We start from the raw sequence: 13,328 nt of genomic DNA, 5'->3' as shown, positions 1-13,328 counted from the left end.
ATTGCTGGATGGGTGCGCCGGCCGTTACGAACGGCCGGCGCACCCGAGGTTGGTTGCTGGGTCACTTCAGGTGGCGGATCGAGTGCTCCTCGACGTACTCCGCCATACCGGCCGTCCCGAACTCACGGCCGATGCCGCTCTGCTTCACACCGCCGAACGGCATCCGCAGGTCGAGCGACTCGAAGGAGTGAGTGTTGATGAAGGTGCTGCCCGCCTCGATCTTGCGAGCCAGGGCGAGGCCGCGCTCGGGGTCGCTGGTCCAGACAGACGACCCGAGGCCGTACTCGCTGTCGTTGGCCCAGGCGAGCGCCTGCTCCTCAGAGTCGTACGCGACCACGGGGATGATCGGGCCGAACTGCTCGCAGGAGGTGATCAGCGCGTCGTGCTCGACGTCGCGAACGACGTGCGGCAGGACGTAGTAGCCGTTGTCCCAGCTGTCGGGCTCGAGCTTGGTGCCGAGCTCGATCACCTTCGAGGAGCTGTCCCGGGCAGCCCGGATGAGCTCCTGGACCCGGTCGAACTGGGCCTTGTTGTTGAGCGGCCCGAAGGACGCCTCGGGGTCGAGACCGTGCCCGACCTTGTAACCCGAGACCCGGTCGCACAGCGCGTCGACGAATGTGTCGTAGGACGAGCGCGGAACGTAGACGCGCTTGACCGCGAAACAGATCTGGCCGGTTCGGGTGTAGATGCCGGGCAGCATCCGGTCGAGGGTGAGGTTCAGGTCGGCGTCGTCGAGGACGACGGCCGGGTCGTTACCGCCGAGCTCGAGCGTGATGTTCTTGATCGTCCCCGCCGCGCTCGTCATCACGTGCTTCGCGGTGGCGGTTCCACCGGTGAAGCCGACCTTGCGGACCAGCGGGTGGCTGGTGAGCGACTCGCCGACCTCGGTGTCGCCGTGGACGACGTTGATCACGCCTTCGGGCAGCACGGCGGCCATCCGCTCGAGCAGCATGGTCAGCGCCGCAGCCGCGAACGGGGACGGCTTGAGCACCAGCGTGTTCCCGGTCGCGAGCGCCGGAGCGAGCTTCATCATGGTGAGGACCACGGGCATGTTCCACGGCACGACGGCACCGACGACGCCGCGCGGCACTCGCTCGATGCTGATGTAGGACTGCTCGTCGTCGTACGTGGTCGGCGCGAAGAACTCCTCGACGAGACTGGCGGTGTGCTGGAGGACCCCGGTGCCGAGCATGAAGTCGGTCTGCGCCTCCCAGAGCACGCCACCGTGCTCGCGGACGAGCAGCGGGGCCAGCTCCTCGGCACTTGCCTGGACCACCTCGGCGGCCTTCATGAGAGCGGCGGCGCGCTCGGCGGGGGAAACATCGCGCCACTGCTGGAAGGCCCGGTGGGCACGCTGCACGGCCGCGTCGACATCCGCGGCGGTTCCGACAGCGATGCGCGAAGCGACGCTGTCCAGGCGGCCCGGGTCCTGGTGGTCGCGGTAGGTCGTCGAGCCGGCGGCACCGTTGAGGTGGTTGACGGCCGGCGGGCTGAACGAATCGGTGAGGGTCATGGTCTTCCCTTGGTTCATGAAGTGGCCGCGGCACATCAGAGCAAGCACCGCGTTGTGACTCGCAACACTAGATAACAACTTTTCGTCGGACCACGTCAAGATGTTGCACATAACTTTCTCGACATCTATGTTGGAGTCATGGACGCACCCAAGCTCGGCAGCTCGCCACGGATAGCCGTTGTCGGCGGGGGCCCAGGCGGACTCTTCCTCGCCACGCTCGTCAAACGCGCTCTTCCCGAGGCCGCCGTGACGCTCTTCGAACGCAACCAGCGCAGCGACGCATTCGGGTTCGGCGTGGTCTTCTCCGACGCCACTCTGCGCGCCATCGATGAGGCGGACCCGGTGCTGCGAGATGCGCTGCGCGACCACGGCCGTCACTGGGACCGCATCGACGTGCTGAGCAACGAGCAGCAGCACGGCTTCGGCGGCAACGGCATGTCAGCGATCCACCGCAAGGTTCTGCTCGGCCTGCTTCAGGACAACGCAGAGCACGTCGGCGTCGATCTCCGCTTCGGCACGACCGCTCCCCCGCTGGACCAACTGCGCAACGAGTACGACCTGGTGGTCGGCGCCGACGGCACCAACTCCTCCGTTCGCGAGCACCTCGACAGCGAGGAGCCGCTGGGACACGAGATCGACACCGCCACGGCCAAGTTCATCTGGTTCGGCACGACCCATCTCTTCGACGGGCTCACCTTCGTGCACCGGGTCTCCGAGCACGGCAACTTCGCGGTGCACGGCTACCCGATCAGCAACGAGCTCAGCACCTTCATCGTCGAGACCGATGAGGAGACCTGGCGCCGCGCGGGCATGGACGCCTTCGACGTCACGCAGCATCCCGGTCCGTCCGACACCGAGACCCAGGCCTACCTGGAAAAGCTCTTCGCCGACGACATCGGCGAGGGCAAACTGGTCGCGAACAACTCCCGGTGGGGGAACTTCCGCACCCGGCGTACGCGGGACTGGTGGCGTGGCAACGTCGTGCTGCTCGGCGACACGGTCCACACCGCTCACTTCTCCGTCGGCTCGGGCACCAAGATGGCGATGGAGGACTCCGTGGTCCTGGCCGCCCAAATAGCGCGAGCCGCCACCGAGGGGATCTCACTCTCCGACGCGCTCGGCGCCTACCAGGAGATCCGCAAGGCCTCGGTCGGCAAGATCCAGAGGGCCGCGCGCCCGAGCCTGTCGTGGTGGGAGCACTTCGGGACGTACCAGCGCACGCTCGATCCGCTCACCTTCACCTTCCACTTCTTCTCCCGCAGCATCGGCGTGGAGAAAATGGCCCAACGAGACCCCGGGCTCGTGGAGAAGGTCCGAGCCGCATGGATCGAGCAGCACGGCGCCGCCGCTCTGGACTCGACCATCGAGACTCACTCGGCCTCGACGACGACCTTCGGACGACGCCTCGAGCTGGTCAGCGCTGAGAACGGGACAGCTCATCTCGTCGACCGGGACGGCCGGTCCATCACGGCTCCCATCATCACGGCTCCCATCATCGAGGCTCCCGCGACCGAGAGCGGCGTCGCCTCCGCACGCAAGGAGCTGCCCGAGACCGGCGTCGTCGTGATCGCCGGAAGCGGCCTCCCGCGCACGCTCCTCGCCGAAGCCGCCCGCCTGCAGGAGAGCCTCGTGACCATCATGAGCGGGCCTGACCTCGCCGCAGACGATGCGGCCGAGACGGTTCTGCTCTCCGGACGCGCCGACGCGGTCGCCGCTCCCAAGGAGACGAAATGACCATCACTCACGCGCCAGAACACCCCCTCCAGCCCCTCTTCGCTCCTCGCGGGGTCGTCGTGGTCGGTGCCTCCACCGTCCCTGACAAGCTCGGCGGCGTGATGGCAGCCAGTCTGTCCGCGTACGACGGCCACGTGGCCCTCGTCAACGCCCGCGCAGAGGGTATGCACGCAACCGTAGGCAGTGCGGTCGACGCCTCCCCTGACGGCATCGACCTCGCGGTCCTGTGCGTCCCGGCCTCGGCATGCGCCGACGTCGTGGCCGAGTGCGGCGAGGCAGGGGTCCGGGCGGCACTGGTCTGCGCCGGCGGGTTCGCCGAGGCGGGCGGAGAGGGCGTCGCGCATCAGGCCAGGCTCGAAGAGGCGGCCGCTCGTAGCGGCGTCCGGTTGCTCGGGCCCAACACTTCCGGATTCTTCTCGCCGTCGCGTGCGCTGCTCGCCAGTTTCGTGCCTGGGGTCAGCACGCTCGAGCCCGGTTCCGTCGGGGTCGTCGCTGCCAGCGGTGGTCTCAACCATGCATTGGCCTTCGCGTTCCAGCGCGAGGGTTGCGGCCTCAGCCTGGGCGTCGGTATCGGTGCCGGGATAGATGTCGCCGCCCCTGAGGTGCTGACCTATCTCGTTCAGGATCCCAACACCCGGGCGATCGCACTGCACCTGGAGAACGTCACCGACGGCGACGCTCTGCTCGCGGCCGTCCGGGAGGCGACCCGCGAGAAGCCTGTGATCGCCATGGTGGTCGGTAAGCACGACATCGGAGAGTTCGCCCAGTCCCACACTGGTGCGCTGGCAACCTCCTGGCGAACCACCCGCGAGCTTCTCCGCCAGGCCGGCGCAGTAGTCGTCGACCACGTCGACGAGCTCGTCACTGCCACCTCCGTGCTCGCCGCTGGGCGCCTGACGCCGAATCCGACGCCTGCCGCTGGGCTGGTCACCGCTCAGGCCGGCCCCGGACTGGTGATCGCCGATGCCCTGCACGAGGCGGGCGTCGGTCTCCCGACACTCAGCCAGGAGACCCAGGACGCAGTGGCCGCACTACTGCCACCCATGACGTACCAGGCAAACCCGGTCGACACCGGCCGCCCCGGACCGCAGCACGACGAGCTCGTCTCGATCGTCGCCGCCGATCCCGCGATCGACGTCACTGCGGTCTATGCCTTGACCGAGCCCGTCGTCGACCTGGTGGCGTCGGCGGTTCCGGCCCACGAGTCCGGGCATGCCGTCGTCGTCGGTATCGATGGACCCGGCCCCGATGTCACCGAAGCCGTCGGTAAGGCGGCCGCGGCGGGGGTGCCTCTGGTCGTCGGACCGCGCGCGCTCGCGACCGCGGTCTCCGCACTCGCCGAGGACGCCCGCCGGCAGGCCGCGGCCGGCAGCGAAGCCAGGATCAGCGGGCCGGTTCTCGACGTGGCGGCAGGTCCGTGGTCGGAGGACGAAGCCAAGCGCATTCTTCATGATGCTGGTGTGCAGACCCCGGCCAGGCGGATCTGTTCAACCCGGAACGAGGCCCGCCAGGCCCTCGCCGACATCAGCGGCCCGGTCGTGGTCAAGGTCTCCGACGCGACCATCCTTCACAAGAGCGACATCGGCGGCGTACGCCTCGGCATCAGCGACCAGTCTGTCCTCGACGAGGCTTTCGACGAGCTCTCCGCGCTGGGTAGCGGCGAGGTGCTCGTCGAGCAGATGGTCGGTTCAGGGGTCGATCTGATTGTCGGTGCCCGTCGCGATCCGGTCTTCGGGCCGGTAGTCATGGTCGGCGTCGGCGGAACGGCCACCGAGGTGTACGCCGACGTGGCGATCGCGGCCGTTCCGTGCCCGCGCGATGGTCTCGTCTCCCTCGCCGATCGGTTGCAGGCCAGCATCATGCTCGACGGCTACCGCGGCGAGCCGTCCGTGGACCGCGGCGTTCTCGGAGACGTTCTCGGCATTCTCGGAGACCTGCTGGTCCACAACCCACACCTTGCCGAGGTCGAGGTCAACCCGCTCCGTGCGAGCGCGGCCGGTCTGATCGCCCTCGACGCCGTCCTCGTCGCAGAGCCGCAGGACACGGCAAAGAAGCCAGAACAAGCCCAGAGGAGTACGCAGCCATGAGCATCCCCACCCGCGAAGGAACGGTGCCCTGGCCGGCCGAGATGGCGGATCGATACCGGCAGGCCGGCTACTGGAAGGACGTCACCCTCGGCGCGGCCTACCTCGAGGTAGCCGACCGCCACCCCGACCGCGTCGCGATCGTCGATGGCGAGGTCCGGATGACCTACGGCGAGCTGGCCCGGCGCGCCGACGCAACCGCTGAGCGTCTCCTCGAGATCGGGCTCGAGCCGGATGACCGAGTTCTGGTCCAGCTGCCGAACGGCTGGGAGTTCATGGCCTTGACTCTCGGCTGCTTCCGCGCGGGCATCATTCCTGTGATGGCACTGCCGGCTCATCGCCGGCACGAGCTCACCCATCTCGCCTCCCTCTCGGAGAGCCGTGCGATCGTCGTCCCCGATGTCCTGCGCGACTTCGACCATCAGGAGCTTGCGCACGAGCTTGCCGGCGAGCTGCCCGACCTCGAGAAGGTCGTCGTGCTCGGCGTTCCCCGTGACGGGGCGTACGGTCTCGACGAGCTCCTCGCCGTTCCCGACGATGCGGCCGCGAGCCGCTCGCTCGTCGAGACTTGGAACCCGGAGCCCGACTCCCCCGCCTGCTTCCTCATCTCCGGCGGCACCACTGGCTTGCCCAAGCTGATCACCCGGACGCACAACGACTACCTCTGCAACATCACGGCCACCGCAGAGGCCGCCGCGATGGGGTCCGAGGACGTCTACCTCGGCACGTTGCCGGTGAGCCACAACTTCCCGCTCGCCTGCCCGGGAGTCCTGGGAGCATTGCTCCTCGGGGGACGAGCGGTGATGCTGCCGAGCCCGGAGCCGGTCCGCGCCTTCGCGACGATGGCACGGGAGGGGGTGACGATCGCCGCCGCGGTGCCGGCCGTCGCTCAGCGCTGGATCCAGCACCAGGAGGAGGTCGGTGGCAACCAGCTCGACAGCCTGCGGGTTCTTCAGGTCGGCGGCTCGCGCCTGCCCGACGAGTTCGCCCGGCGGGTGAAGCCGGTCCTCGGCTGCACCTTGCAGCAGGTGTTCGGCATGGCCGAAGGCCTCATCAACACCACCCGCCTCGATGACCCCGAGGAGACCATCTGCACCACACAGGGCCGCCCCGTGCACGAGGCCGACGAGGTGCGCGTGCTCGACCCGCTCGGCGAGGACGTCCCCGACGGCACTCCCGGTGCTCTCTACACCCGCGGTCCCTACACCCCGTGCGGCTACTACCGTGCCCCGGAGCACAACTCCCGGTCGTTCCTCGAGGGCGGTTGGTACGGCAGCGGGGACATCGTCGTACGCCGACCCGACGGCAACCTGATCGTCCAAGGCCGCGACAAGGACATGATCAACCGAGGCGGCGAGAAGATCAGCGCCGAGGAGATCGAGAGCCTGGTCTACGCGATCCCCGGTATCGATCTCGTCGCCGCCGTTGCGATGCCGGACCCGGTGCTCGGCGAACGTCTGTGCCTCTACGTCGTGCCGCACAAGGGCCATGAGGTCACCCTCGAAGCGATCCGCGCGCACCTTCACGACTCCGGGATCGCGGCGTTCAAACTGCCCGAGCGTCTCGAGGTCGCTCCTGCGCTGCCCATGACCAAGGTCGGCAAGATCGACAAGCGCGCACTGCGCGAAGACATCGGCTCACGCCTGACCACGACCTGAACTGCAGACCGATTCCGACAAGGGAGTGGACATGAACACGCACACCCAAGACCCCGACCTCGTGGCCGGCACCGTGGCGCCTCCGCCGCCGACGCCCGAGGAAGAGCGCGAGATCGAGCGCCTCTACAACGACTTCGACGACGAGCACCTGATCCCGTTGTGGACGCAGATCGGCGATCTCATGCCGACGACCCCGAAGCCCCAGGCCGTACCCCATGTGTGGAAGTGGCAGACGCTGCTTCCCCTCGCCGCCCGCGCAGGCGAACTCATCCCGGTCGGCCGCGGGGGTGAGCGCCGAGCGATCGCCCTAGCCAACCCGGGGCTCGGCGGCCGCCCGTACGCGACCCCGACCCTGTGGGCCGCGATCCAGTACCTCGGCGGGCACGAGGTGGCCCCGGAGCACCGGCACTCTCAGAACGCCTTCCGCTTCGTCGTCGAGGGTGAGGGCGTCTGGACCGTCGTGAACGGCGACCCTGTCGCGATGCGCCGAGGCGACTTCCTGCTGACTCCGGGCTGGAACTTCCACGGCCACCACAACGAGACCGACAAGCCGATGGCCTGGATCGATGGCCTCGACATCCCGTTCGTGCACTACACCGACACCAGCTTCTTCGAGTTCGGCAGCGACCGGGTCACCGATGAGTCGACCCCTGATGTGTCCCGCTCCGAGAAGCTCTGGGGCCACCCCGGGCTACGCCCGTTGTCGGGCCTGGAGGACACCAAGTCCTCCCCGATCGCCGCCTACCGCTGGGAGCACACCGAGGCAGCGCTCGAGGGCCAGCTCGAGCTGGAGTCCGCCGGCCACCCGGCAACCGTCGAGCAGGGGCACGCCGCCGTACGCTACGTGAACCCCACCACCGGCCGAGACGTGATGCCGACGATTCGCGCTGAGTTCCACCGGCTTCGCGCCGGCGTGCGGACCACTGAGCGGCGCGAGGTCGGCTCCAGCGTCTTCCAGGTCTTCGACGGCGCCGGCGTGGTCACCATCGACGGCCAGCGTCACGAGGTCGAGCGCGGCGACATGCTCGTCGTGCCGTCCTGGAGCGCTCTGTGCCTCAGCACTGACGACGGGCTCGACCTCTTCCGGTTCGGCGACCAGCCGATCATCGAGAGCCTCGGCTTCGCCCGCACCCACATCACCGACGACAAGGACCAGCACGCATGAGGCTCGCAACCATCCGTACGAACAGTGGACACCGGGTCGTGCGCGTAGACGGCGACACTGCCGTCGAGGTCGACCCGGCCCATGGTGCGGACGTCGGCGAACTGCTGGCGCACGAAGACTGGCGGGAGATCGCGGCAGCGGCCGACGGTCCTCAGCACGCGTGGGCCGACCTGGACCTCGCTCCGTTGGTCCCCACGCCCGGGAAGGTCGTGTGCGTCGGCCTGAACTACCGCACCCACATCCTCGAGATGGGTCGTGACCTGCCGGAGTACCCGACGCTCTTCGCGAAGTTCGCCGACACCCTCACCGGGCCGAACGACGACATCGAAGCACCCGAGGAGGACGAGCAGCTGGACTGGGAAGCCGAGCTGACGATCGTCATCGGCACCGAGGTGAGGCACGCAGACGAGACCAGCGCGGCCGCAGCCATCGCCGGTTTCACCGTGGCCAACGACATCTCCATGCGGAGCTTCCAGTTCCGCACCAAGGAGTGGCTTCAGGGCAAGATGTGGGAGCGGTCCACGCCACTCGGCCCGGTGCTGGTCACCGGCGACGAGTGGAAGCCGTCGGGCCGGATCTGGACGACCGTGAACGGCGAGAAGATGCAGGAGGCCGCCACCGACGACCTCGTGCACGGACCGGCCGCGCTGGTCGCCTATGTATCGACCATCACCACGCTGCGGCCCGGCGACATCATCCTCACCGGCACCCCGGGAGGTGTCGGGCATGCCCGCAAGCCACCGCGCTACCTGCGAGCCGGCGACGTCGTCGAGGTAGGCATCGAGGGCATCGGCGAGCTCCGCAACCGGGTTGTGAATGCCGGTCGCTGACGTGCCTGCACGCACCGACCTCGTGCAGGACACCGACGTGATCCGAGACCTGGCGAACGCCAGGCTCGGCACGTCGATGTTCCGCCGGGCACTCAACCAGCTCTCGGACGACGACCTCGACGCGGCGTCGCTCCTACTGGGCTGGACGCGCCGCCACGTGGTTGCGCATGTGGGCTACAACGCCCGAGCGATCGCGCGTCTGGTCGAGTGGGCAGCCACCGGGGAGCCGAACCCGATGTACTCCTCCCCCGGAGCTCGCGCCGAAGAGATCGACTATGGCTCCACACTCAACCCTGAAGCGCTGCGCAACCTGGTCGAGCACTCTGCCATCGATCTCGACGTCCGCTGGCGCGACCTTCCCGCTGACCGCTGGTCCTTCCGTGTCGTCACGGCCCAGGGACGCGACGTCCCCGTCTCCGAGACGGTGTGGATGCGCACCCGCGAGGTCTGGTTGCACGCCGTCGACCTGGCCGGCGGCGCCCAGGTGGGAGACATCCCCACCGACGTACTCACCCGGTTGCTCGATGACATCCACCGCACCTGGCGTACCCGGGACGAGCAGGGCCTCCCCTCGCTCAGAGCCACCGATGGAAGCGTCCCGAAGCATTGGACCGGCGGCGAGAGCGGAGTCGTCGTCGAAGGACCAGTCGCGGCGTTGGCTGCTTGGGCTACAGGTCGAATGGCACCACAACGCCGCGCCGTCGACCTTGCCTGGCCGGGTGGCTCGCCCATCGAGGCACCGCGATGGATCTGACGCTGGACAGATCTACCGGCATGATGAGTTCCATGCCGGTCAAACCACGCAGTCTCGTGCTCGACCTCTTCGGGGAGTACCTACGGTTCGTCGACGAGGGCATACAGCTCGGTCATCTCATCACCCTCCTCGAGGCCTTCGACATCGCTCCGCCAACGGTGCGGGTAACGATGTCGCGGCTTCGCCGGGAGGGATGGTTCACGGTGCAGCGTACGGGCCGTGAAAGCCGCTACCAGCTGACCGACAGCATGCTCGAGGTCCTCGATGAGGGGCGCGAGCGTATCTTCGCGGCGCCGCCACAGGACTGGTCCGGGCAGTGGACGCTGGTGATCTACCAGCTCTCCGAGAACGACCGCCACGACCGTGACCAGCTCCGAAAAGCTCTGGCGTGGCACGGCTTCGGTCCGCTCAGCACCTCGACCTGGCTCACTCCCGACGACCGTCGCGCAACTGCGCGCGGCCTGCTCGCCGACCTGGACGCCAAGCATGCCGAAGTGCTGATCTGCTCCTCCGACGGCGTCGAGCACGACCGGTCACTCGCCCAACAGTGCTGGGACCTCGCCAGTCTGGGAGAGGAGTATGACCAGTTCGTCGCCGACCATCGCGACCTGCCGAAGAAGGCATCACGACTCCAAGGCGCCGAGGCGCTCGCCGCACGCACGCATCTCATCGCGCGGTATCGCCACTTCCCCTTCCGCGACCCGCAGCTACCGCCTCAGCTGACACCCGACCCATGGCCGGGATACGACGCGTACCAGTTGTTCCACGAGGCGCACGCCGTCCTCGGACCCGCCGCCCGTGCCTACGTCAGTGACGTGATCGGCCACGAGGTCACCGACGCTGAGATGGCAGACCGACGACACGTCTGAGCACTTACCTGGACCCGTCGTGGCTGCTCTGGTCTTCGTCCTGATGCCGGGCAGCCTCGCCCTCGACACCCGCACAGTCGCCGCGATCGCATGCTTGATGGCTGTGTGGTGGATACCCGAAGCGGTCCCACTAGCAGTCACGGCCCTCATCCCAGTTGCAGCCTTCCCCTTGCTTGGCGTCGCGGACATCACGGCCACCACGACGCCGTACGCCGGATCTGTGATCTTCCTGATGCTCGGCGGCATCATCTTGGGCCTGGCCGCCCAGCGCTGGGATCTGCACCGCCGCGTGCCTCTGCGCGCCGTACTAGCAGTGGGCCCACGTCCCGCCCATATCGTGCTCGGCCTCACCTGCGCGAGCGCGTTCATCTCGATGTGGGTGAGCAACACCGCGACGGCGGTCATCATAGTGCCCATCGGAACCTCGATCCCGGGCCTCATCCGGAGTCTCAACCCCGACCTCCAGACGCCGAAACTCACCGCGGGTGTCCTCCTGGGCATCGCCTACGGAGTTAACGATGGGGTCGATGGCGACACTCATCGGCCAGCCCCGATGGCCTTGATGCGGGCGTACCTCGATGACGCGCACAATATCCAGGTCGGCTTCGCCCAGTGGATGCTGGTCGGTGTACCGGTCGCCGCGGTGATGCTCGTCGCGACCCGGGTCTTCCTCACCAAACTGGTGTTCCGCTCCGAGGTAGACGAGATCCCCGGCGGAAAGGAGCTCGAGGAGTCGGTCGACGATCCAGGGCGAACTATGCGCTCGCGGTCGTGCCCAAGTCCTGGGAGATGGCTTCGATGGTATTCCGTAGTTCTACTTCCACGGCTGCAAGCGTTTCGCGGTCCGCGAGCCGAGCAGGGATCGCCAAGGCGATCACCAACGGGATGGACTCCCCCGCTGGGAAGACCGGCGCCGCCAACGAGGTCACTCCGGGGATGACGCCGCCTGACGTCTCGGCTACACCTCGCCGAAGTACTTCGGTCCGGAGCTCGGCGAGGTCTGCAGGCGTGGGCAGGCCGCCTTGCACCGTCGAGAGTTGACTCTCGAGGACAGGAGCTGTCAGCGACTCCGGAAGGTATGCCAAGTAAACCCTGCCAACCGATGACGTGAGCAGCGGCATCGTCGCACCAACGCGCACCGTGATTGGTAGGGCGTAGGACCCGTAGTCCCATCGCACGAGCACAGGTCCGTTGTCGCCCCAGACCGCGAGGTTGACTGCATGCGACGTTCGGTCCCGAAGGTCCGGCAGGTGTTCCGAGACCAGTCCGACCTCGTCCATCCGCCGTAGCGACTCAACGCCGATGCGGCGCATCGCAGGCCCGAGATCGTACAAGCCCGATCTCCTTGACTGGGTGATTAAACCGATTCGACAAAGACTCACCAGATACCGGTGAGCCTTGCTGGGGCCCATGTCGGCGGCTGCAGCAATCTGCGTGAGGCTCATGGGGCCAAGGCCACGCTCGATCGCTTCCACGATTGTCATCGCCAGTTCCACGGACTGGATCCCCTGACGGGGACTGGCGTCATCGGTCACGGGACAAGTCTAACGTGGCGAGCCTGTGCCTGCGCGCCGCTCGAGGCCAGAACGAAGTCAGCCTGGTTCTGCCCGGGAGTGCTCGCACTGGCTTACAGCGCTCAGTTGCGTCCAGCAGAGTGGTGTACGGCTCCGCGGTGTGCGTGTCGTTGACGTAGACGACCTCCACCGCGTGATTCTTCGAGTGATCTCTCAAAGCCGACTCGAAGAAGGACACCACGATGACCGTCAATCCCAGTATTGACCCTGCCCGGATGCTCGAGGAACAGCTGGCCCAGGCGTGCCCTGATCTGTTGCGCGACCTGCTCGGCACCTTCATCCAGTCATTGCTGTCCGCGGAGGCCGACTCGGTCAGCGGTCCGGCATCGACCTCACCAAGGCGGTCATCGACCCCAGGGCGCGGTTCAACGTGCCGGAGTCAGCGATGAGCGTCTGTCCTGTCATCACCGTGTTGTGGCGCGACGCGAGGAAGGCGTACAGCGGGCCGTACTCCTCCGGCGAGGGCAGGTGCTGTAGCGGAGTCAGCCACTCGAACTCGAACCGGAACGTGTCGGCTGGGATGTCGGACTGCTTGGACTGCTCGAGACCGAGTGCTGCGGGCCCCCGGATCTCGCTCTTGGCGATCCCCGTAGGCGCCACAGCATTGACTCGGATCTCCGGTCCGAGCTCGAACGCGAGCTGGTTCACCAGGCTGCGCACCGCACCCTTGCTGGAGGTGTACGCGGTACCGCCACCATCAGCAGCGAAAGCCGCCTGGGACGCCGTCAGCACGAGGCCACCCCGCTCGGCCTGGATCAGATCTAGGAACACCTTCGCGGTCAGGACATAGCCCTTGACGTTGATGGAGTAGACCTCATCGAACAACGCGTCGATCTGCTCGACAGGGATGTCGACCAGCGGAACATTGCCATCCCAGATCCCCTGGGTCGCGACGATCGAGGTCAACCTGCCGAAACGCTCCACGATCGCGCTGCGCGCGTCCTGGAGATCTCCGATGCTGCGCACGTCTCCTTGAAGCACCAGCGCGCTGTCACCGAACTCCTCACTCAGAGCCTTCACCTTGTCAGGGTCGACTTCGAGCACCGCGAGCTGCGCACCCTCCGTCAGCAGGTGCCGCGCGACACCCAGCCCCAAACCGGAACCACCGCCGGTCACGAGGACGATGTGGTCGTCAAGAAGCTTCAAC

10 protein-coding genes and 2 pseudogenes are annotated in these 13,328 nt (G+C 67.4%); 9 read left to right on the top strand and 3 right to left on the bottom strand.

Annotated features, from left to right (window positions below; translation table 11 throughout):
* Nucleotides 1-61: 61 nt before the first annotated feature.
* A complete protein-coding gene (locus tag ABZZ22_RS00455; RefSeq protein WP_354925579.1) occupies nt 62-1,513 on the bottom strand; it encodes an aldehyde dehydrogenase family protein in 1,452 nt (483 codons plus the stop codon).
* 138 nt (nt 1,514-1,651) lie between these two features.
* On the opposite strand from ABZZ22_RS00455, the gene ABZZ22_RS00450 reads away from it, so the two are divergent.
* The 8 genes and pseudogenes from ABZZ22_RS00450 to ABZZ22_RS00415 form a co-directional block, all read left to right on the top strand.
* Nucleotides 1,652-3,247 carry an FAD-dependent monooxygenase gene (locus tag ABZZ22_RS00450; protein WP_354925576.1) on the top strand — a complete coding sequence of 532 codons (1,596 nt, stop codon included), beginning with the start codon at nt 1,652-1,654 and terminating at the stop codon, nt 3,245-3,247.
* On the top strand, nt 3,244-5,334 hold the full coding sequence (locus ABZZ22_RS00445) for an acetate--CoA ligase family protein (RefSeq protein WP_354925573.1): 2,091 nt from the start codon (nt 3,244-3,246) through the stop codon (nt 5,332-5,334). Before ABZZ22_RS00450 ends, ABZZ22_RS00445 begins: the two co-directional genes overlap by 4 nt.
* A complete protein-coding gene (locus ABZZ22_RS00440) occupies nt 5,331-6,989 on the top strand; it encodes an AMP-binding protein (RefSeq protein WP_354925570.1) in 1,659 nt (552 codons plus the stop codon). The genes ABZZ22_RS00445 and ABZZ22_RS00440 overlap by 4 nt, the downstream gene beginning before the upstream one ends.
* A 31-nt stretch (nt 6,990-7,020) precedes the next feature.
* The gene (locus ABZZ22_RS00435; RefSeq protein WP_354925567.1) at nt 7,021-8,154 is read left to right on the top strand and encodes a cupin domain-containing protein; all 1,134 of its coding nucleotides are present in this window, start codon (nt 7,021-7,023) and stop codon (nt 8,152-8,154) included.
* The gene (locus ABZZ22_RS00430) at nt 8,151-8,984 is read left to right on the top strand and encodes a fumarylacetoacetate hydrolase family protein (RefSeq protein ID WP_354925564.1); all 834 of its coding nucleotides are present in this window, start codon (nt 8,151-8,153) and stop codon (nt 8,982-8,984) included. Before ABZZ22_RS00435 ends, ABZZ22_RS00430 begins: the two co-directional genes overlap by 4 nt.
* A gap of 1 nt (nt 8,985) precedes the next feature.
* Complete coding sequence (locus ABZZ22_RS00425; RefSeq protein ID WP_354925562.1) at nt 8,986-9,738, top strand: maleylpyruvate isomerase family mycothiol-dependent enzyme; 753 nt, start codon at nt 8,986-8,988, stop codon at nt 9,736-9,738.
* Nucleotides 9,739-9,770: 32 nt separating this feature from the next.
* The gene (locus ABZZ22_RS00420) at nt 9,771-10,607 is read left to right on the top strand and encodes a PaaX family transcriptional regulator C-terminal domain-containing protein (protein WP_354925559.1); all 837 of its coding nucleotides are present in this window, start codon (nt 9,771-9,773) and stop codon (nt 10,605-10,607) included.
* Between the two features lie 19 nt (nt 10,608-10,626).
* A pseudogene (locus ABZZ22_RS00415) lies at nt 10,627-11,319 on the top strand (SLC13 family permease); the annotation flags it as partial.
* A 43-nt stretch (nt 11,320-11,362) separates the two neighbouring features.
* On the opposite strand, the gene ABZZ22_RS00410 reads toward ABZZ22_RS00415, so the two are convergent.
* Nucleotides 11,363-12,103 (bottom strand): IclR family transcriptional regulator, encoded by a 741-nt coding sequence (locus ABZZ22_RS00410; RefSeq protein ID WP_354925920.1) that lies wholly within the window; start codon nt 12,101-12,103, stop codon nt 11,363-11,365.
* Between the two features lie 260 nt (nt 12,104-12,363).
* Here ABZZ22_RS00410 and ABZZ22_RS00405 point away from each other — a divergent pair.
* Nucleotides 12,364-12,501 (top strand): annotated as a pseudogene (locus ABZZ22_RS00405) (IS256 family transposase); the annotation flags it as partial.
* Here the strand turns inward: ABZZ22_RS00405 and ABZZ22_RS00400 are convergent.
* Complete coding sequence (locus ABZZ22_RS00400; RefSeq protein WP_354925918.1) at nt 12,494-13,297, bottom strand: SDR family oxidoreductase; 804 nt, start codon at nt 13,295-13,297, stop codon at nt 12,494-12,496. The pseudogene ABZZ22_RS00405 and the gene ABZZ22_RS00400 sit on opposite strands and share 8 nt — an antisense overlap.
* Nucleotides 13,298-13,328: the final 31 nt, after the last annotated feature.

Origin of the sequence: Nocardioides sp. NPDC006273, from assembly GCF_040613495.1 — a bacterium.
Classification (GTDB): domain Bacteria; phylum Actinomycetota; class Actinomycetes; order Propionibacteriales; family Nocardioidaceae; genus Nocardioides.
This window is presented reverse-complemented; position numbering and strand designations above follow the sequence as displayed.

Excerpts from the sequence above, each read along its gene's own strand:
- ABZZ22_RS00455 (WP_354925579.1), bottom strand. The coding sequence starts at position 1,513 with ATGACCCTCACCGATTCGTTCAGCCCGCCGGCCGTCAACCACCTCAAC.
- ABZZ22_RS00450 (WP_354925576.1), top strand. The coding sequence starts at position 1,652 with ATGGACGCACCCAAGCTCGGCAGCTCGCCACGGATAGCCGTTGTCGGC.
- ABZZ22_RS00445 (WP_354925573.1), top strand. The coding sequence starts at position 3,244 with ATGACCATCACTCACGCGCCAGAACACCCCCTCCAGCCCCTCTTCGCT.
- ABZZ22_RS00440 (WP_354925570.1), top strand. The coding sequence starts at position 5,331 with ATGAGCATCCCCACCCGCGAAGGAACGGTGCCCTGGCCGGCCGAGATG.
- ABZZ22_RS00435 (WP_354925567.1), top strand. The coding sequence starts at position 7,021 with ATGAACACGCACACCCAAGACCCCGACCTCGTGGCCGGCACCGTGGCG.
- ABZZ22_RS00430 (WP_354925564.1), top strand. The coding sequence starts at position 8,151 with ATGAGGCTCGCAACCATCCGTACGAACAGTGGACACCGGGTCGTGCGC.
- ABZZ22_RS00420 (WP_354925559.1), top strand. The coding sequence starts at position 9,771 with ATGCCGGTCAAACCACGCAGTCTCGTGCTCGACCTCTTCGGGGAGTAC.